Below are 18,876 nucleotides of genomic sequence, written 5' to 3'. Positions count from 1 at the left end.
CGCCAGCCTCTGCGTGAAGCGGGCTTGAGTCGGGGCACATGACGGTTGCAATCGAGATGGGGCAGACGGCGGCGGGATCGCCTGCGGCCCTGGACCTCGAGGAACTCCTGGCGACCCGGCTCCTGGTGCAGGGCAATTCCGGCTCCGGCAAGTCGCATCTCCTGCGCCGCCTGCTGGAGCAGAGCGCGCCCTGGGTGCAGCAGACGATCATCGACCCGGAGGGCGACTTCGTCACGCTGGCCGAGCGATTCGGCCATCTCGTGATCGCGGCCGAGGACCACACCGAGCGCGCGCTGCAGGTCGCCGGCGAACGGGCGCGGATGCATCGCGTCTCGACGGTGCTCAACCTCGAAGGCCTCGACGCCGAGAATCAGATGCGGCGCGCGGCCGCCTTTCTCAACGGCCTGTTCGAGATCTCCCGCGACCACTGGTACCCGATGCTGGTCGTGGTCGACGAAGCCCAGCTGTTCGCACCGGCCGTCGCGGGCGAAGTCTCCGACGAGGCCCGCAAGGCCTCGCTCGGCGCGATGACCAACCTGATGTGCCGCGGCCGCAAGCGCGGGCTGGCGGGCGTGATCGCGACGCAACGACTGGCGAAGCTCGCCAAGAATGTCGCGGCCGAGGCCTCGAACTTCCTGATGGGCCGCACCTTCCTCGACATCGACATGGCCCGCGCCGCCGACCTGCTCGGCATGGAGCGGCGCCAGGCGGAGGCGTTCCGCGACCTCGAGCGCGGCCAGTTCATGGCCTTGGGGCCCGCGCTGTCGCGCCGTCCACTCGGCCTGCGCATCGGCCCGACCGATACCAAGCCGCGCAATGCAACGCCGCGGCTGATGCCGCTGCCGGAGGCTTCGCTCGAGGACGCCCGCGCGGTGATTCTCGCCGCACCGCCGCCCGAGACCAACGCGCGGCCGCAGCGCAAGCCGCAACCGGAGTTGCTCGACCAGCTCATGGCGGCGAAGTCCGCCGCGCTCGAGCTGCGCCCCGAACCGCCAGCACCCGCCGTCAGCGAGGAGGAGCTCGCCGAACGCAAAGCCCGCGTCGAGCGCGTGCTGCGCGCGGTCTTGGCCGAGCCCGACGCCGGCTTCCGCGCCGTCGGCGTGCTCTACCAGGAATTCGTCGTCCGCTGCCGCATCGAGGGGCTGGGCACGGCCGTGCCCGACCTCAACGAGTTCCGCCGCATGCTGACCCGCGCCCGCGCCGGGCTCGGCGGCGACGAGACGGCCGACGATGCCGGCTGGCAGGACGTCACGCTGCGCGCCTCGCTGCTGCCTGAGGACATGCAGGGCGTGTTCATGATGATCGCCCGCGCCGCCAAGGACGGCCGCCCCTGCCCGAGCGATGCGGCGATCGCCCGCGCCTATGGCTCGCATTCGCTGCGCCGGGCGCAGCGCCTGCTGACCTATATCGAGGACCAGGGCCTCATCGTGTGCCAGCTCGACGGCGCCGGCCGCCGCATCGTCACCCTGGTCGAACTTGCCTGGGCGACGGCGCCCGGCGATCCCAATGCCGACGACGCAGCCCCCGAAGGTCTCGTCACCTCGTCATCTTGAGGATGCGCCCAAATCGCTCCGGGCGCATCCCGATATCGTTCGCGATCAGGTCGCGGCGATCCTGCCCATCGCCGGGTCGCTGATGCTGGGCCGGCCGTTCTCGACGTGACCCGCGAGCTGCCAGTTGAAGTTGGCATCGCTGTCCGTCGTGACCGTCAGGTCGTACCAGCCATGGGTCTGCTGCAGGCGAACCCGCGTCTCCAGCCGCTGGCCACGCTGCAGGCGGTGCCGCTGGCTGCGTCCCGTATAGTTGTCGGCCAGTGTCACGACACAGCTCGCCCCCTTGTTGGTGAGCGCGATCGCAAGGCTGCGCGAATCGTCGTCATCATCCCAATCACAGAGATGGACCGTATCGACGTCGACCAGCGCGGCGGTGGTGGCGACGCCGCCCTTGAAGTGGCGGAAGAAGCCGTTCGGGCCGTACACCGACAGATCGTACTGGCCGGCGCTGGCCGCGAGGTCCCACACGCCGTGCAGCGATTTCCCGGCTTCGACGGTGTAGCTCCACGGGCCGGTCGCGGTGTTGCCGGAGCGGACGTGGAAGCAGGCGCCCGCCTGCCCCGGATTGGCGAAGCGGATCGCGAACGTCTTGTGCGCAGCATCGGCGTCGCCATCGACCCTGAGATCGTAGGGCAGCGGGCGCGCCGGGCGAATGCCCGGCTCCTGCTGCGGCAACGCCTGCTTGGCCGGCGGCACCGGATGATAGTCGTCGAAGCGGGCACCGGAGGTGATGTCGGCGGCCGGCGGCTTGTAGCCGGCCGTGCTCGGCAGCGGCGCCATGCCTTCGTTGGGCGAAGTGAAGTTGAACGCCGAGGTGAGATCGCCGCACACCGCGCGCCGCCACGCCGGGATGTTGCTCTCGAACAGATCGGGCGCCTTGTGATGGAAGCGGCGCTCGATGAAGCGGATCACAGAAGTATGGTCGAACACTTCCGAGCACACGAAGCCGCCGCGCGACCACGGCGACACCACCAGCATCGGCACGCGGACGCCTAGTCCGTAGGGGCCGGCAACGTGGCTTCCGTCGCCAGCGAAGAGGTCCGTGCTCACATCGACGGTCGACTGGCCCCAGGCCTGCGACATCGCCGGATACGGGCCGACGACGTGGTCGAAGAATCCGCCGCCCTCGTCGTAGTTGATGATCAGCGCGGTCTTGCTCCACAGCTCCGGGTTCGACGTCAGGATGTCGAGCACCTTGGAGATGTACCAGGCGCCCGGCCCGGGCAGCCAGTTCGGATGCTCGCTGAACGCCTCCGGAGCTGCGATCCACGACACCTGCGGCAGCGTGCCGTTGCGGACGTCGTTGCGCAGCCCGTCGAACAGGTTCTCGAACGTGCCGCCATTGGCGATGTTGCTGCCACGCAGCGCCTTCTCGTACAGCGGGCTGCCTGCTTGCGAATTCTGGTACTGATGGAAATACAGCAGCGAGTTGTCGCCGTAATTGCCGATCCACGGATTCTGGGTCCAGCCCCAGGAGCCTTCCGCCGTCAGGCCGAGACCGATGTCCTGGTAGACCTTCCAGGAGATGCCGGCCTTCTCCAGCCGCTCCGGAAACGTGGTCCAGTCGTAGCCGGCTTCCGCATTGGTGATGACCGGGCCGCCGCCCTTGCCGTCGTTGCCGTCCCAACCGGTCCACAAGTAGTAGCGATTCGGATCGGTCGGGCCCATCACCGAGCAGAAATAGGAATCGCACACCGTGAAGGCGTCGGCCAGCGCATAGTGCCAGGGCAGATCCTGCCGGTTCAAGCAGGTCATGGTCGTGGTGCCCTTGTTGGCGATCCACTTGTCGTAGTTGCCGTTGTTCCAGGCCTTCTGGCCGTCGTTCCAGCCATGGGCGACGTCCTCGACATAGACCTGGCCGGCATTGTCGACGCGGAACGGCATCACTGCCCCCGCGCCGTTCGGCTGCTGCCACACCGGATTGCCATTCGGCAGCTTCACGGCGCGCGGATCGTTGAAGCCGCGGACGCCGCGCATCGCGCCGAAATAATGATCGAAGGCGCGGTTCTCCTGCATCAGCACCACGATGTGCTTGACGTCCTCGATGCTGCCGTGGCGGTTGAACGCCGGAATGGCATGCGCGCGCTCGATGCTCTGGCCGAGGGCGGCGGTCGCAGCCGACGCTCCGAGCAGCCGCAGGAACTCGCGCCGGTTGTGCGCGATCGTGTTCGACATCTCGTTCATTCCCCATGGTGATGACGGTGTCGAGCGGCTTAGGTCGGCGCGTTAACAACCGCGTGACCGGGCGGTAAAGGATGTGTGGCAGGCTTTTGACGCCGCGCGGCGGAGCGGCATTCGCGGCGAGGGCGCCCTGCCGCGATCCGCGTCGAAGCCGCCATTGCCCTTGCGCCGGAGACGAAAAGCTGAATGATCCGTTCGGGTTGCGACGACGACCGGCCGGGCAGCCCCCGGATTTGGCGCGTTGCGTTGTTGAGGATGATTTGCATATGCCGACGTTGACGGTGCAAGCGGCGGGTCTGCAGGGAGCGCCGGTATGGGCATGGTTGCAGGTCGTATCCAACGGACTGATCGCCAGCGCCTTCTTCACCATCGCCTTCGTCGTCGGCACGTTCCTGCGGCGGCGCTGGCGCGACGTCATGTTCCGCGGAATCGTCGGGGCGCTTGCGACCTTCGTGGCCGTCGTCGGGGTCACCCGCCTGCTCGCGATCGTCGATCTCTGGGTACCGACCTCGACCATCACGGACGTCATCAACGTCTTTCTCGGCGTCACCTCGATCGGAATCATCGTCATCATGATCAAGATGCTGCCGCAGCTTCTGGTGCTGCCGACGCGCATCACCTTGCAGAAGGCCTATGCACAGCTCGAGGAGGAGATCCGGCAGCGCCGCGCCGCGGAAGCGATGGTGCGGCGATTCCAGGAAATCGAGGCCAACGAGGCCCAGGTCCGTCAGGCGCAGAAGATGGAGGCGATCGGCCAGCTCACCGGCGGCGTCGCGCACGACTTCAACAACATCCTGACCGTCATCACCGGGACGATCGAGATCCTTGCCGATGCGGTCAAGGACAAGCCCCAGCTCGCCGGCATCGCCGGCATGATCAGCGCCGCCGCCGAGCGCGGCGCCGATCTGACCCGGCACCTGCTCGCCTTCTCGCGCCGCCAGCCGCTGCAGCCGCGCGCCACCGACATCAATGCGCTCATCGTCGAGGCCGGCCGTCTGCTGCGGCCGACGCTCGGCGAGCAGATCGAGATCGAATCGATGCTGGCCCATGACAGCGCGCCGGCGCTGATCGATCCGAGCCAATTGTCGACCGCGATCCTCAACCTCGCGCTCAATGCGCGCGACGCGATGCCGGACGGCGGCAAGCTGACCCTGGAGACCAAGAACGTCACGCTCGACGAGCACTACGCGCAACTGAACCGCGACGCCAAGCCCGGAAGCTACGTCATGATCGCGGTCAGCGACACCGGCCAGGGCATTCCGGCTCCACTGCTCGACAAGGTGTTCGAGCCGTTCTTCACCACCAAGGACGTCGGCAAGGGATCGGGCCTCGGGCTGAGCATGGTCTACGGCTTCGTCAAGCAATCGAACGGCCACGTCAAGATCTACAGCGAGGAAGGCCACGGCACGACGGTCAAGCTCTATCTGCCGCGCGCCGCCGGACTGCCGGAGACGCCGGCCGCAGAGCCCGGCCGGCCGGCGGTCGCGCGCGGCGACGAGACCATCCTGATCGTCGAGGACGATGCGCTGGTGCGCGACTACGTCGTGGCTCAGGTGCGCCGTCTCGGCTATCGCACGCTGTCGGCCAGCAATGCCGCCGATGGGCTGACAATCATCGACAGCCAGGAACGCATCGACCTGCTGTTCACCGACGTCATCATTCCCGGCGGCATGAACGGCCGGCAGCTCGCCATCGAGGCCGAGAAGCGCCGCCCCGGACTGAAGGTGCTCTACACATCTGGCTACACCGAGAACGCGATCGTGCATCATGGCCGGCTCGATGCCGACGTGCTGCTGCTGGCAAAGCCGTATGTCAGCGCCGATCTCGCGCGCATGATCAGGACGGCGCTGGAAGCGTAAGGCGAACCGCGATGGTGGCGCCGGTCGATGTCTCGTTTGCCAGAGCTCGCGCGTCACGACCGGTGTCGTCCCGGCCTTGCGCCGGGACCCATGGCCACCGGCCATGGTGGCGAAGCGAAATCGATCCACCAGCGTGCCTCACACAAATTCCTGGGGTTATGGGTCCCGGCGCAAGGCCGGGACGACGGCTGAGGTTGCGGTTGGCGCCTTCCATCACACTGTGCCCGAGACATCCCATAAGACACGACGCCGCCTTCCGGCCGCCCATGAGGCGCAGGTGATGCGGCAATCATGTCCCTCCTGAAAATCGAGAGGGCGCGAGGAAGGCCGGACCTCGGCTGAGGCCCGTGGCCCGCCTGCTCAAAAGAATGCAGGCGGCAGGTACCACAGGTACAGCCGGACAGACCCGGCCTTCCCCGCGCAACGGTTTTAACGGTGTCCTTCGTGCTCTCCCTGGGGATCGGCTCTCTTGCCCCCATCGCCCGCGCGTGCCGCCAAGCAACGCTCGCGAGCTTGACCTCAGCGTCGAGAGGCCAGGACCACACGACTTCGCCGTCCGTGCCGCCTGCGCTCGTCTGGCACAGCCGTCACGTCCATCGCAGCCCACCTCCACGTTCGTGACGACGCGTACGTCCCTCTGCTCGAGGCGGGATGGGCAAGACCATCGGTCTGATTTGCCCGACGACGCAAGCCGGCGCGGCTGCGGCAAACTAACCCGACGGGCATTTCGCGCATACGAAGCATGCGGAGATTGCCCGTCGGGCACATCTGGCCGGTGCTCCATCCAGACGTGATGCCGTGAAGGTCGGCTGACGATCAGCGGGCGGACGGAGCAGCGGCGGCTTCACCCCGCGCCGCCAGCGGCAATGACGCCTGCCTCAGACTTTCCGACGGCGTCTCACCATAGATCTTTCGATACTCCCTGGCGAAATGCCCCGGATTGCTGAAGCCACATCGCAGGGCGATCGACGTCACCGTGTCACCCGCTTTCGCATCATACAGCATGCGGTGCGCATGTTGGATTCGCGTCAGCTTGATCTTCTCGGCCAAGGACACACCACTCTTCGCGAAGTACTGATAGACCGTGCGGGGGCTGACGCCGTAGCGAACCGCGAGTTGCTGGATCGATATCTTCTGATCCCAGTTCGTCTCAATGTGTTCCAGGATCCTGCGAATGGACTCCGGCACCTGGCTATCGCGATCGAGATGATCCGCGGTGACGTCGATCGTCGCGCCGACGAGATGGGTTCGTCCGTCGGACGGGCTATAGACGGAGGTCGCCATGCCACGGACCCAGCGCACCGCACCGGCTTTGCCAAGCACCCGGTAGTCGCGCGTGTAGCCGGTTCGCTTCATGATCGCACGACGGATGACCTGCTCGAGCCCGTTCCGATCCTCGGGATGCACGTGGCACAACATGTCGCGCAGCGACGATGGCGACGCCGGCGGAAAATCTCCCTTGGACTCGTCTGCATCGACGATCAGGTTGAACGTCGACAGCCCAGCGAGCTTCTCCGCGGCTGCAAGCTGTTCTTCCAGGATCCTGGTTGTCGTGATGTCCTCGACCACGGCGCAGAACCACTTCAGGCGGCCCCTGGCGTCCCTGACCGGATTGACGGTCACGCGTCCCCACACGACGCTTCCGTCCGGCTGGAGATAGCGCTTGTCGAGCTGATAGGTCGCGATCTCGCCTGCAAGCAGCTTGTCGTGCTGCAGCCGATTGCGCTCCCGGTCCTCTGGATGCGTCAGATCGACAAAGGTCAGCCCACCGGTCTTGAGCTGCTCCAGCGTGTATCCGACGATCCGGCAGCATTCGGCGTTCGCAAACCGGATATGTCCCGTTGCACTGTCGATGATCGAGATGCCGATGCCGAGGCTGTCGAGAAACACCCTCGGCACCGCGATGACTTCGGCAATGTCCTTCTCTGGCATGTCGAAGCCGATACCATCCAATCCGAATGGAGCCTAGCGCCGAGGATCATGTCGATCTTGATCTAAGGCAATCCCGGCCCTGCGACACCTGAACACGCCCCGCAGATTCACGGCCATTCCTGCACAATCAGAACATCGCTGCAGATTGCTGCCTAACCGAATCTTACTGACGAGCTGTTAGATTGAATAAAGCCCCCCGGGAATTTACGGGGATCATCGAGTTCAGGAATGATCGCAGTCAGCGCCGTCTCCGGATCACAGCAACTACCGCGTGATCACGAGGATGTGCACATCGCTGGCGTGATCGTTTGCACAGGAGACCATCATGTTTGGCCGCAAGAACAACGCCGCATCCCTGGCCGCCCTGGCCGCAAACGCGATCACCGCGAAGGTGATGGTCGCTGACGACAAGCTCAACATCGTCTACATGAACGAGGCGGTACGGGCGCTGATGCGTGAGGCGGAGGCCGATCTCAAGACGCAGTTGCCGAACTTCCGCGTCGACGGCCTCATCGGCACCAACATCGACGTCTTCCACAAGGACCCGACCCACCAGCGCCGCATGCTGCAGGCCCTCGCCTCCGAGCACCGGGCCACCATCAAGATCGGCAAGTGGACGTTCGATCTGATCGCGCAGCCCTTGAAGCACCCGGACGGAAGCCGCGCCGGAACGGTCGTCGAGTGGTCCGACGCCAGCGTGCGGCTGCAGAACCTCGACTACAGCGCTCAGGTCGCGGCCATCGGCCGATCACAGGCCGTGATCGAATTCAACCTGGACGGCACCATCGTCACCGCCAACGACAATTTTCTGAATGCGCTGGGCTACAGCCTTCCGGAGATCCAGGGCAAACATCACAGCATGTTCGTTTCGCCGGAGGAGCGCAACAGTGCCGCCTATCGCGAGTTCTGGGCCGCCCTGAACCGCGGCGAATATCAGGCCGCAGAATACAAGCGAATCGGAAAGGGCGGCAAGGAGGTATGGATTCAGGCGTCCTATAATCCGGTGTTCGATCAGAACGGAAAGCCCTTCAAGGTCGTCAAGTTCGCCACCGACGTGACCGCCCAGAAGCTTCGGAATGCCGATCTCGCCGGACAGATCGCCGCCATCAGCAAATCGCAGGCCGTGATCGAGTTCGAACTGGACGGCACGATCATCAACGCCAACGACAATTTCCTGCAGGCGCTCGGCTATACGCTGTCCGAGATCAAGGGCCGCCATCATTCGATGTTCGTCGATCCGTCAGAGCGCGACGGTGCGGCCTACCGCGACTTCTGGGCCGCCCTGAACCGCGGCGAATATCAGGCCGCGGAATACAAGCGGATCGGAAAGGGCGGTCGCGAGGTCTGGATTCAGGCCTCCTACAATCCAATCCTCGACCTCAACGGCAAGCCCTTCAAGGTCGTGAAATACGCCACCGACGTCACCAAGCAAGTGCTGGTGCGGATGGGCAACGAGCGCGTCCGCGGCATGATGGAGTCCGTCGCCGCGGGTGCCGAGGAATTGAACGCCTCGGTGCGCGAGATTTCCGAGGCCATGACGAAGTCCCGCGAGACCGCGATGGGGGCGGCTGACCGGGTCGCCTCCGCCGATTCGCAGGCCAAGCGCCTGAGCGAGGCGACGCAGGCGATGAGCGGCATCGTCGAGCTGATCGGCAACATCACCGGGCAGATCAACCTGCTGGCACTCAATGCCACGATCGAATCGGCGCGCGCCGGCGATGCCGGCCGCGGCTTTGCCGTGGTCGCGTCGGAGGTCAAGAATCTCGCCACGCAGGCCAAGGCCGCCACCGACAAGATCGGCGCGGAGATCGCCGGACTGAACGGGATCTCCAGCGAGGTCGTGAATGCGCTGAACGCGATCAAGGTCGAGATCCAGAACGTCAGCGAATACGTCACCTCGACCGCCGCCGCCGTCGAGGAGCAGAGCACGGTCACCGGCGAGATGTCGTCCAGCATGCAGCGCGCAGCCGCAGAGGCGCAGGCGATCGCAGCGGGCAGGGCGTAGAGGCCGCCTGAGCACGGCGCTCCCCCGCAAGGGCCGCGGCGAGGATCAATCCTGCGTCGCGTCCCAGGTCACCGGCAGATTGAGCAGGCCGCGAAAGGCCCAGCCGCCGATGCGCACCGGCTCGGTGTCACGCAGGCGCAGGTTCTTGAGCCGCGCGAACAGCGTCGGCAGCGCGACGTCGGCGATCATCGCGCGCGAGGCCCAGGCGCCCGCACAGAAATGCGGGCCAGCACCAAAGGCGATGCTCTTGGAGACGTCGCGGCGGACGTCGAAGCGATCGGGGTCGGTGAAATGCGCCTCGTCGCGATTGGCCGAGCCGAACATCAGGAACACGCGCTCCTCCGGTTCGAAGGCGACGTCGCGAATCGTCCAGGGCTTGGCGATGCGCCGGGGCGACATGCCGATCGGCGAGATCCAGCGGGCGTATTCCTCGAACACCTGGAGCCAGCGCACCTCGCCATGGATGGCCAGCGCGAGCTGCTCGGGATGCGTCAGCAGCGCCCACACCGTGCCGGCGATCGCATCGCGCGGTTCGTTCTGGCCGCCCGAGATGGCGAGCTTGATGTTGGCGCGGATGCTCTCCATCGGCATTTGCGTGGCGAGCATCACGCCAAGCAGGCTCTGGTTCGGGGTCTTCTCCAGCACCGGCAGCATGTCGTCGATGGCAGCGTCGATGCCTGATGTCGCGGCGTTGCAACGCGCCTCGACCGCGGGATCCCCGGTGTAGTTGGCGATGCCGTCGATCATCGCCTGCGACCACGCATTCATGTCCTGGAAGCGCATGTTGGTGAGGCCGGTGATCAGCTTCAGGCACTCGGCCGAGAAAGGCAATGCGAAGTCGCGGACGAGGTCCACGTCGGCGGTGGGATCGAGCGCATCGATCAGCCGGTCGGCGTGGGCCTGGAACTGCGCCAGCCAATGCACGCGTACCGCCCGCGGCGACACCGCCGGTGCGATCGCCTGGCGCTCGGCCATGTGCGCCGCGCCATCCTTGCGCATCATGTTGTGGCCCATCAGCCGGTTCATCAGGCCCTGCGGCTGGTGCGAGCTGAAGACGTCGATCTGCTTCTCGGAGACGAAGATGTCATCGCGCCGGCACAACAGCGTGCTGCCGAGCTGCGGCACGAAGGCGATCGGCGCCTCCTGGCGCATGCGCGCCAGCGCCGGATAGGGATCGGCCCAGAAGGTGGCGGTATCGATATCGAAGCGCGGTGCTGTGCTCACTCTCGGTCTCCGGTCTGACGGCGCAGGCTAGCTGCGCGCTCCGGCAACGTCTGTCCCGGCGATGGGTGACAGCAGGCGCGCCCTCCTCGCTCAGTTCAGCGGCCGCGGTGTCGCCATCAGGCGGAGGGCGATCGCAAACAGCTCGTTCTGCGAGGCGATGCCGAGCTTCTCATAGGCGCGCTTGCGATAGGTGAAGACGGAGTTCAGAGCGATGCCGAGATCTCCGGCGATCGCCTCGGAGGTCAAGCCTTCGAGGATGCGACGGCAGACGTCCTTCTCCCGCGCGGTCAGGACCGACAGCGGCCCGCCGGCGGCGAACAACGAAGCAAATCTGTCGGCCGGATCCATCGCTGCGGCGCGATCCTGGCAATGACGCGCGACGATGGCCCCCACGATCGGGGCGACCGCGGCGATGCGCTGGCGCTCGTGGGGCGCAAAACCGCCTTGCTCAGCGGTACGATAGAAGTTCACGTAGGTGCAGTGCTCGCCGACCCAGATCGCGGTGGCGGCCTTGTCGACGATCTCGGAGTCCTCGAAGAACAGCTTGCGGTAGCCCTTCGGGTACATGCGGCGCGCGAAATTCGGCAGCAGGATGTGGCGCGCGTCCGCGCGCCTGCGGAAGATCGTGTCCCGGTTCGGATCGGCAGTGTGGAAATGCTCCGAATAGGCCGCGCCGAGATCAGGCCCGATCGCGATGTTCCCCGTGCTGAGCAGGCAGCGCGCCGAGCGCTGGTCCTCGAAGGCGAACACCATGCAGTGGCCGACATCGGCAAGGATGCGCAACGTCTCGATCAGGACTTGCGGAAATGCGGGCTGTCCGATCGCGAGCACCATCGCGCCGACGGCACCGGCCGCCTCGATGCCAGGCTCCTGAGCCTCCATGCGTTCCTCCCGGATCTCTTTGTTCGCCGAAACCTAGCAGCAACCCGCCCTGGCTGGAAGCGCCGCCCCGCGTCACCAACCACGGGGACAGACACGAGGCCGCCGGTCCGGCTACGCTCATCGGCCAAAGTCTCGGCCAGTCAACGCGCCGAGCACGCTCAACGGGGAGGATATGCGATGAGGGCCGCGCTCACGGCGATCGGAATTGCTGCAACGATGGCTTTCGGCTCGCCCGCGCGCGCCGACATCAAGGTCGGTATCGTGGTGTCCGCAACCGGGCCCGGCTCGGCGCTCGGGCAGCCGCAGATCAAGGCGGTGGCTGCGCTGCCGAAGGAGATCGCCGGCGAGAAGATCGTCTATATCGCGCTCGACGACGAATCCGACAGCGTGAAGGGATTGCAGAACGCGCGCCGGCTGGTGATCCAGGACGGTGTCGACGTCATCATCGGCTCGTCGCTGACGCCGGTCACCATGCCGCTGCTCGACGTCGCGCTCGAAAGCAGGACGCCGCTGCTGTCGCTGGCGGCATCGACCGCGATCGTGCAGCCGATGGACGACAAGCGCAAATGGGCGTTCAAGGTCGTGCCCAATGACGACATCATGGCCGCGGCAATGCTGAAATACATCGCCAAGACCGGGGTGAAGACGCTCGGCTTCATCGGCGTGTCCGACGGCTATGGCGAGGGCTATTATCAGGAGGTGACGAAGCTGGCGCCGAAGCTCGGGCTCACGGTGACCACGCACGAGGTCTATGCGCGCGGCGACACCAGCGTCACCGGCCAGGCGCTCAAGGTGATTGCCACCAATCCGGATGCGGTGTTCATCGCCTCCGCCGGCACGCCGGCGGTGCTGCCCCAACAGGCGCTGCGCGAGCGCGGGTATGCGGGGAGGATCTTCCAGACCCATGGCGTCGCGACGCAGGAGTTCATCAAGCTCGGCAAGGAGAATGTCGAGGGCGCGGTGTTCGCCGGCGAAGCGTTCTCGATCGCCGACGACCTCCCCGCGGAGGATCCGTTCCGCCGCGCCAATGACGAATTCGTTTCAGCCTATCTGGCCGCCAATGGTGACAAGCCGAACATCTTCGCCGCACATCTGTGGGACACCGCCACGCTGCTCAAGCGCGCCATCCCGGGCGCATTGAAGGCGGCCAAGCCGGGCACCGCAGAGTTTCGCGCCGCACTGCGCGACGAACTGGAGCGCGGCAAGGACGTCTATCTCAACAACGGCCTCTCCAACATGAGCCCGACCGACCACAACGGCTACGACGAACGCTCGGCATTCCTGATCAAGGTCGAGGGCGGGCGGTTCAGGCTGGTGAAGTAGTCAAGCTCGTGATCGGAAGCATAGTCTGCCGCGCAGGCGGTGCACTCCCCTCCCCGCAAGGGGGAGGGGGGCGCACTGGTCGTGCGGCACGACGCGGGCTCGAACGATAAGCGGCGACGGCCCCAACTACGCCGACAAACTCTCCGCCACCGGCGCCTTGCCCAAAATCAGGTCCGCCGCCTTGTCGCCGATCATCAAGGTCGCGGCGTTGAGGTTGGCGGAGATCATGCGCGGCATGATCGAGGCGTCGGCCACGCGCAGGCCCTCGAGACCATGGACGCGGAGCTGGTCGTCGACCGTTGCCCAGGTCGAGTCCGCTGGGCCCATCCGGCAGGAGCAGCCGGGATGGAAGGTGGTGGTGGCGCGCTGCGTCGCCGCGGCCAGGAACTCGTCGTCGCTGTTCACCTTCGGTCCCGGGAAATCCTCATAGGCGTAGTACGGCGCGAGCGGGGCCGAGGCCAGCAGCCGACGCGCCAGCTTCATGCCGGCGACGACGACGCGGCGGTCGAGCTCGGCGGTGAGATAGTTGGTCTGGATCAGCGGCGGCGCGAACGGGTCGGCCGAGCGGATGCGGACGTAGCCGCGGCTCTCCGGGCGTTGCTGCCAGGAAGCGACCGTCATGCCGGGCTCGTCCTCGAGCTGGCCCTGCACGCCCTCCTTGTAGCTCGCCGGCGTGAAGGTGAGCTGCAGGTCGGAGCGCTCGGCGGTCTCGCCGGAATGCCAGAAGCAGTAGACCATGGTCGGCGACAGCGACAGGATGCCGCGCCGCGTCACCGCCCATTTCAGCGCCTCGCCCCATAGATTGAGGCCGCGCGCGAGCTCGTTGACGGTCTTGATGTTCTTGACACGCGCCACCGTGCGCGGCGCGTAATGGTCCTGCAGGCCCTCGCCGACGCTGTTGAGCGCATGGCGCACCTCGATGCCATGCTCCTGCAGCAGCGCGGGCGCGCCGATGCCGGAGAGCTGCAAGAGCTGCGGCGAGTTGTAGGCACCACCGGACAGGATCACCTCTTTTCGCGCGCGCACCTCGACCGGCGCCCCGCCGCGCCCGCCGCGGCTGTAACGCACGCCGACCGCGCGTTTGCCTTCCAGCACAATGCCGGTGGCATGGGCGTGGGTGCGAACTTCGACGTTCGGCCGCTTGCTGGCCGGACGCAGGAAAGCGGTCGCTGACGACACGCGGCGGCCGTTCTGGATGGTGCGCTGGACGTAGGAGACGCCTTCCTGGATGGCGCCGTTGTAGTCCGGGTTGCGCGGGATACCGAGCGAGACAGCGCCATCCATGAAAGCCTCGCACAGCGTGTCCTTCCACTCCATGGTGGTCACGATGAGGTTGCCGTCGCGGCCGCGATACTGGTCCTCGCCGGCGCCGATGCGCTTCTCCATGCGCTTGAAATTCGGCAGCACGTCGGAATAGCTCCAGCCGCGATTGCCCATCTGCGCCCAGGTGTCGAAATCCTGGCGCTGGCCGCGATTGTAGACATGGCCGTTGATCGAGGAGGAGCCGCCGAGCGTCTTGCCGCGCGGCGCGTAGATGCTGCGCCCCGCCGTGTACGGCCCCGGCTCCTGCTGATAGCCCCAGTTGATGCTCTTCATGTAGAAGGTCTTGATGAAGCCGGCGGGCAGATGGATGTAGGGATGCCAGTCGCGCGGCCCCGCCTCCAGCACGCACACCGTGACCCCAGGGTCCTCGCTGAGGCGGCTCGCCAGCACGCAGCCGGCGGAGCCGGCGCCCACGATCACATAGTCGAAGGTATCCATCTGGTCGTTCGTCCCGGTCTCGTCATCATCAGCCGCGCGAGGCGGCAAGCGGCCATAGCGCGGTCAGCGCGGCTTGTCATTCAATTGGTAGTCGAGATGCGCCTTCACGGTCGGCCATTCGGCCGCGGTGATGCTGTAGACGACGGTATCCCGCAGCGTGCCGTTCGGCGCGATCTGGTGGCTGCGCAAAATGCCGTCCTGCTTGGCGCCGAGCCGCTCGATGGCGCGCCGGCTCTGGTGGTTGAAGAAATGGGTGCGGAACTCGACGGCGATACAGTCCATCGCCTCGAAGGCGTGCGCCAGCAGCAGCCGCTTGCACTGCGTGTTGAGCGCGCTGCGCTGCACCCGCTTCGCATACCAGGTCGAGCCGATCTCGACGCGGCGGTTGGCGGCATCGACGTTCATGTAGGTGGTCATGCCGGCGACACGGCCGTCGGCATCGAGCACCGTGAACGGAAGCATGCTTCCTGTGGCGAACAGGCCGAGCCTCCGCTCGATCTCCTTGGCCATGGTCTCGGGTTTCGGAACTGCGGTGTACCACAGCTTCCACAATTCGCCGTCACTGACGGCCTCGACCAGCGCGTCGTGATGGTCCGCCGACAGCGGCACAAGGCTCGCATGCGGGCCGCGAAGGGTGACTGGTTCAAGAAAGGGCATCAGCAGTGTCCGTCATTGCGAGGAGAGCAAGCGACGAAGCAATCCAGAGTCGCATGTGCCGCTCCCGATGGCTTCGCTGACGCTCGCGATGACGGAACTATCACGTAGAGCGTCACTTGTTCAGAAAATTCAGCGCCAGGCCCGGTCGTGGCCAGTCCATCGCCACCAGCTCACCCCTGCCCGACAGCGTGATGTAGGCCGTCTTCAGCTCGGGACCACCGAAGGCGATGTTCGTCGTGACGCGGTCACCGGTCGGCACCTGCTCGACCAGCGTGCCGTCGGGCGCGATCACGCTGATGCAGCCGGTCACCAGCGTGGCGACGCAGACATTGCCGTTCGCCTCGACCGCGAGCGAATCGAACATCTGGTAGCCTCCGAGCCCCGCGATCGGGCGGCCGCGCTCGCCGCGATAGATCACCTCGCGCGGCTTCACGGTGCCGGGCTCGGCGAGATCGTAGGCCCAGAGACGCGCGGTCGGCGTCTCCGCGATGTAGACCGTCTTCTCATCCGGCGATAGCCCGATGCCGTTGGCCGGCAGAATGCCGTGGACGGCCTCGACGATCTCGCTCATGCCGGGCTTGAGGTAATAGAACGCGCCGACGTCCATGTCGCGGGCGCGGCGCTTGCCGAGGTCCGAGAACCACAGGCCGCCGTGACGGTCGAACACCAGATCGTTCGGCCCGCGCAGCGCGTGCTCGCCGCAGCGGCTGACGACGGTCTCGATCTTGCCGCTCTGCAGATCGACGCGCTGGATCGAGCCGCCGAGATAGTCCTCGGGCTGTGGGCCCGGCATGATCATCTTGCCGGTCGGAATCCAGGAAAAGCCGCCATTGTTGCAGATGTAGATCTTGCCGTCGGGCCCGAGGGCTGCGCCGTTCGGCCCGCCCGGAATCTGCGCCACGATCTCCTTGCGGCCGTCGGGAAACACCCGCGTCAGGCGCTTGCCGCGGATCTCGACCAGCACCACCGAGCCGTCGGGCATCACCACGGGCCCTTCCGGAAATTCCAGATCTGTGGCGAGCACGCGCATGTCGGACATCGGACGACCTCCCGCTTTCGTCGCCGCGCTGCGGCGCATGGTTGTTAGGCGTGAGGTTATCGCAAAGCCGGCACGGCTTGCCAAGCAAGCGGCAGGGCGCAGGACCGCAGAGCAGGCCTGCTTCGGGAGGCGCTTGCAGCGTGTCGACGCAAGTTGGTACCGCGCGCAATGTTTAACGGATCACCGGCAGCCAGATTTCCAGGCCGCCATTGCCGGTGAGCGGGTCGAAACGCCGATCATAGCGCTCGAAGTTCGGCGCATCGGCGACCTCATAGCCCGACTGCGGCAACCAGCGATTCCAGATCGTGTGTACAGTGCGGCGGATCGACGAGACGTGGCCGGAATGCGTGAACACGGCGAATGTCGCCGCCGGAACCCGCACGCGGCTGAAGGTCCGAGGCAGGTCGGAAAAATCGGCCACCTCGACGCCCGCGATATAGTCGAAATTGCCGGCATCGTCGCCGTTGCAGCACACGCCATAAGCCACCACGCCGCGGCGCGCCGGAACCTCGTGCACGATCTCGTTGAAGCGGCGCCACAAGGCGGGAATGCCGGCGCCATTGTCGACGCTGACGCGATCGCCGAGGCCGGCGACGAGCAGCGGCTGCGCGGTGACGAAGCGTGGGGCGGCGAGATCATCGAGCGGGGTCTGGTCCATCAGGATCGGCTCCTGCAGTGCGAGGCCATCGAGACGCGCACGGGCGCGCACCGCTTCCGGCGTGACGCCGAACTGGTCGCGGAACGCGCGCGTGAACGCTTCGTGGGAGCCGTAGTCGGCCTCGAGCGCGAGACTGAGAATGTCGGGTGCGCCAGAGGCCAGAGCCCGTGCCGCCTCGCTGAGACGGCGCAGCCTGACATAGCGCATCACCGAGACGCCGGTCGCCGCCGCGAACGCGCGCACGATGTGGAAGCGCGACACGCCGGCGATGGCCGCGACCTCATCCAGCGTCAATGGCGCCGACAGATGGCTCTCGATGAACCAGAGCGCCTTCTGGGCCGGGTTGTTGGACACGCCTCTCTCCTGTCGAAGCGCCCGATCCTGCGCGCGGAGATCCACATGCGCTTGATCGTTGTTGCGCTGCGGGCCGTGCTATTTGCCGGCCGGCTTCGCCGGAGCAGCGTCCTTGGCGGCCGGCGCATCGGCCTTCTTCCTCAGCTCGTCCGCAAGTTTCGCCTGCGACGCCTTGAGTTCGTCGATCAGGCCCTGCTGCGAGATCAGCGCAGCCTTCAGCGCCTGGATCTGCCGATTCGCCGCATCGAGCTTCTGCTGCTGATCGAGCGATTGCTTGGTCATCGTCTTCTGCAGGAAATCGATATTGCTCTGCAGACATGATGTCCGTCGATCCATCGCCTTTTCTGCAGTGCAGATTTCGATGCCCGGAATATCCTGCGCATGTCCGGCAGAACTCACACATATCGCGAGCGCGCTCGCGGCAAAGATGATTCGCGCGGCAACGAATTTTCGCATCACAATTTTCTCATTGGCTTGCCCAACACATGATTTTGCGTGGAACTGACGGAGTTTCCTGATTGATACCATACTGAGACCTCAATCGCGCATTGAAGTTCCGGCTGGGACCCGTTTTTAGGGAGATGGACAGAATGGCTACGCGCGAAAAACGGCTGGCGCAATTCGACGGCAGCGGTGAGCCGCCGCCCGGACAGACGGTCGAGGTGCTGTGCGAGGATCACAGCGGCACCTATCAACTGCCGTTCCCCTGCTTCTACATTGATGGCAAATGGCACAACAAGGAATCCGGCGGCGCGCTCGAAGCCACCGTCATCGGCTGGCGGTTCCCGCGCGCGCGATTTGACGAGCGCAATGGACGCCGTCCGCAGCCGAGCTTCGTTGCCGATCGCGCTTCGTCTTATTGATCATGCCGGGCCCTGAGTTCTGCTCAGGGCCGGTCTTGCCGAAAATATGGTTTTGAACGCAGATTGAGCATCACGACCGGATAGGCCATCAGCAGCGAGCCGGCGACGATCGCGAGGGCAGCCGTTCCAACGTCGAGCGCACCGTCACCCCACGCTCGCCGCCACATCGCAATTGCAATCGGAAAGAACAGAATCAGCGCCGTCGCCAGCCCCGGCGAGAATCTGCCTCCGCTGCGCAGGAACGGCAGGATGTGGAAGAAGATGGCGTTGATGATCATCAGCGCCGCGTAGGTGAGCGCGGCCGGCGGCCATGTCTCGGCAAGCTCTGCCTGCACCGCGCCGAGCACGACCACCAGCGCGTTCGTCACGTAGAAGTCGCTCCACTCGACCGGCAGCTTCATCACCGTCCGCGCCCAATTGCGCCAATCGAACGTGTATTCCTCGAGAATATGCGCGCCGTAGGCCGCGAGCGCGAGCCAAGCCAATGTGGTCAATGTCATGATCGATGCTCCCCTCGCGGGTGATGGACCGGCGCCAGACCGGTCGCAAGGGACAATGTAGAGCACCCAGGCGCGAAACAGGCAG

At 65.8% G+C, this 18,876-nt stretch carries 15 protein-coding genes; 5 read left to right on the top strand and 10 right to left on the bottom strand.

Features of this window, described 5'->3' with window-relative positions; all coding sequences use genetic code 11:
• Positions 1–38 precede the first annotated feature (38 nt).
• Entirely contained in the window at positions 39–1,553 is a 1,515-nt protein-coding gene (locus ACQR0W_RS05825) for an ATP-binding protein (RefSeq protein ID WP_315750236.1), read from the top strand.
• 45 nt (positions 1,554–1,598) lie between these two features.
• Here ACQR0W_RS05825 and ACQR0W_RS05820 read toward each other — a convergent pair whose 3' ends face one another.
• Positions 1,599–3,728: a phosphocholine-specific phospholipase C gene (locus tag ACQR0W_RS05820; RefSeq protein ID WP_316187227.1), complete on the bottom strand. Its 2,130-nt coding sequence runs from the start codon at positions 3,726–3,728 to the stop codon at positions 1,599–1,601.
• Positions 3,729–4,000: 272 nt separating this feature from the next.
• On the opposite strand from ACQR0W_RS05820, the gene ACQR0W_RS05815 reads away from it, so the two are divergent.
• The gene (locus ACQR0W_RS05815) at positions 4,001–5,593 is read left to right on the top strand and encodes an ATP-binding protein (protein ID WP_315717857.1); all 1,593 of its coding nucleotides are present in this window, start codon (positions 4,001–4,003) and stop codon (positions 5,591–5,593) included.
• Between the two features lie 816 nt (positions 5,594–6,409).
• Here ACQR0W_RS05815 and ACQR0W_RS05810 read toward each other — a convergent pair.
• Positions 6,410–7,525, bottom strand: coding sequence for a helix-turn-helix transcriptional regulator (locus ACQR0W_RS05810; RefSeq protein ID WP_316235283.1), 1,116 nt, complete (start codon positions 7,523–7,525; stop codon positions 6,410–6,412).
• A gap of 325 nt (positions 7,526–7,850) precedes the next feature.
• On the opposite strand from ACQR0W_RS05810, the gene ACQR0W_RS05805 reads away from it, so the two are divergent.
• Positions 7,851–9,530 (top strand): methyl-accepting chemotaxis protein, encoded by a 1,680-nt coding sequence (locus ACQR0W_RS05805; RefSeq protein WP_316235282.1) that lies wholly within the window; start codon positions 7,851–7,853, stop codon positions 9,528–9,530.
• Between the two features lie 45 nt (positions 9,531–9,575).
• Here the strand turns inward: ACQR0W_RS05805 and ACQR0W_RS05800 are convergent, their stop codons facing one another.
• Positions 9,576–10,754, bottom strand: a complete 1,179-nt coding sequence (locus ACQR0W_RS05800) for a cytochrome P450 (RefSeq protein WP_316235281.1) — start codon at positions 10,752–10,754, stop codon at positions 9,576–9,578.
• Positions 10,755–10,844: 90 nt separating this feature from the next.
• Positions 10,845–11,636, bottom strand: a complete 792-nt coding sequence (locus ACQR0W_RS05795) for a helix-turn-helix transcriptional regulator (RefSeq protein ID WP_316235280.1) — start codon at positions 11,634–11,636, stop codon at positions 10,845–10,847.
• A gap of 177 nt (positions 11,637–11,813) precedes the next feature.
• Here ACQR0W_RS05795 and ACQR0W_RS05790 point away from each other — a divergent pair, with 177 nt between their 5' ends.
• Positions 11,814–12,959: an ABC transporter substrate-binding protein gene (locus ACQR0W_RS05790; protein WP_316235279.1), complete on the top strand. Its 1,146-nt coding sequence runs from the start codon at positions 11,814–11,816 to the stop codon at positions 12,957–12,959.
• 126 nt (positions 12,960–13,085) lie between these two features.
• Here ACQR0W_RS05790 and ACQR0W_RS05785 read toward each other — a convergent pair whose 3' ends face one another.
• The 5 genes from ACQR0W_RS05785 to ACQR0W_RS05765 all read right to left on the bottom strand — a co-directional run bounded on the left by ACQR0W_RS05785 (position 13,086) and on the right by ACQR0W_RS05765 (position 17,884).
• Positions 13,086–14,720 (bottom strand): GMC family oxidoreductase, encoded by a 1,635-nt coding sequence (locus ACQR0W_RS05785; RefSeq protein ID WP_316186793.1) that lies wholly within the window; start codon positions 14,718–14,720, stop codon positions 13,086–13,088.
• A gap of 63 nt (positions 14,721–14,783) precedes the next feature.
• Complete coding sequence (locus tag ACQR0W_RS05780; protein ID WP_316186792.1) at positions 14,784–15,377, bottom strand: GNAT family N-acetyltransferase; 594 nt, start codon at positions 15,375–15,377, stop codon at positions 14,784–14,786.
• Positions 15,378–15,489: 112 nt separating this feature from the next.
• Positions 15,490–16,416 carry an SMP-30/gluconolactonase/LRE family protein gene (locus ACQR0W_RS05775; RefSeq protein WP_316167551.1) on the bottom strand — a complete coding sequence of 309 codons (927 nt, stop codon included), beginning with the start codon at positions 16,414–16,416 and terminating at the stop codon, positions 15,490–15,492.
• 172 nt (positions 16,417–16,588) lie between these two features.
• A complete protein-coding gene (locus tag ACQR0W_RS05770; RefSeq protein WP_434840596.1) occupies positions 16,589–17,428 on the bottom strand; it encodes a GyrI-like domain-containing protein in 840 nt (279 codons plus the stop codon).
• Between the two features lie 78 nt (positions 17,429–17,506).
• Positions 17,507–17,884: a hypothetical protein gene (locus ACQR0W_RS05765; protein ID WP_434840595.1), complete on the bottom strand. Its 378-nt coding sequence runs from the start codon at positions 17,882–17,884 to the stop codon at positions 17,507–17,509.
• Positions 17,885–18,018: 134 nt separating this feature from the next.
• Between ACQR0W_RS05765 and ACQR0W_RS05760 the strand changes: the two genes are divergently transcribed.
• The gene (locus ACQR0W_RS05760; protein WP_315718054.1) at positions 18,019–18,291 is read left to right on the top strand and encodes a hypothetical protein; all 273 of its coding nucleotides are present in this window, start codon (positions 18,019–18,021) and stop codon (positions 18,289–18,291) included.
• Between the two features lie 23 nt (positions 18,292–18,314).
• Here the strand turns inward: ACQR0W_RS05760 and ACQR0W_RS05755 are convergent, their stop codons facing one another.
• On the bottom strand, positions 18,315–18,791 hold the full coding sequence (locus ACQR0W_RS05755; RefSeq protein ID WP_434840594.1) for an HXXEE domain-containing protein: 477 nt from the start codon (positions 18,789–18,791) through the stop codon (positions 18,315–18,317).
• Positions 18,792–18,876 lie beyond the last annotated feature (85 nt).

The sequence above is a fragment of the Bradyrhizobium sp. HKCCYLRH1034 genome (assembly GCF_051168375.1).
GTDB lineage: Bacteria > Pseudomonadota > Alphaproteobacteria > Rhizobiales > Xanthobacteraceae > Bradyrhizobium.
This window is presented reverse-complemented; position numbering and strand designations above follow the sequence as displayed.

Bases quoted from the DNA above. Each gene is read 5' to 3' on its own strand.
- ACQR0W_RS05825 (WP_315750236.1), top strand. From the start codon at position 39: ATGACGGTTGCAATCGAGATGGGGCAGACGGCGGCGGGATCGCCTGCG.
- ACQR0W_RS05815 (WP_315717857.1), top strand. From the start codon at position 4,001: ATGCCGACGTTGACGGTGCAAGCGGCGGGTCTGCAGGGAGCGCCGGTA.
- ACQR0W_RS05760 (WP_315718054.1), top strand. From the start codon at position 18,019: ATGGCTACGCGCGAAAAACGGCTGGCGCAATTCGACGGCAGCGGTGAG.
- ACQR0W_RS05810 (WP_316235283.1), bottom strand. From the start codon at position 7,525: ATGCCAGAGAAGGACATTGCCGAAGTCATCGCGGTGCCGAGGGTGTTT.
- ACQR0W_RS05790 (WP_316235279.1), top strand. From the start codon at position 11,814: ATGAGGGCCGCGCTCACGGCGATCGGAATTGCTGCAACGATGGCTTTC.
- ACQR0W_RS05780 (WP_316186792.1), bottom strand. From the start codon at position 15,377: ATGCCCTTTCTTGAACCAGTCACCCTTCGCGGCCCGCATGCGAGCCTT.
- ACQR0W_RS05755 (WP_434840594.1), bottom strand. From the start codon at position 18,791: ATGACATTGACCACATTGGCTTGGCTCGCGCTCGCGGCCTACGGCGCG.
- ACQR0W_RS05795 (WP_316235280.1), bottom strand. From the start codon at position 11,636: ATGGAGGCTCAGGAGCCTGGCATCGAGGCGGCCGGTGCCGTCGGCGCG.
- ACQR0W_RS05765 (WP_434840595.1), bottom strand. From the start codon at position 17,884: ATGCGAAAATTCGTTGCCGCGCGAATCATCTTTGCCGCGAGCGCGCTC.
- ACQR0W_RS05805 (WP_316235282.1), top strand. From the start codon at position 7,851: ATGTTTGGCCGCAAGAACAACGCCGCATCCCTGGCCGCCCTGGCCGCA.
- ACQR0W_RS05775 (WP_316167551.1), bottom strand. From the start codon at position 16,416: ATGTCCGACATGCGCGTGCTCGCCACAGATCTGGAATTTCCGGAAGGG.
- ACQR0W_RS05785 (WP_316186793.1), bottom strand. From the start codon at position 14,720: ATGGATACCTTCGACTATGTGATCGTGGGCGCCGGCTCCGCCGGCTGC.
- ACQR0W_RS05820 (WP_316187227.1), bottom strand. From the start codon at position 3,728: ATGTCGAACACGATCGCGCACAACCGGCGCGAGTTCCTGCGGCTGCTC.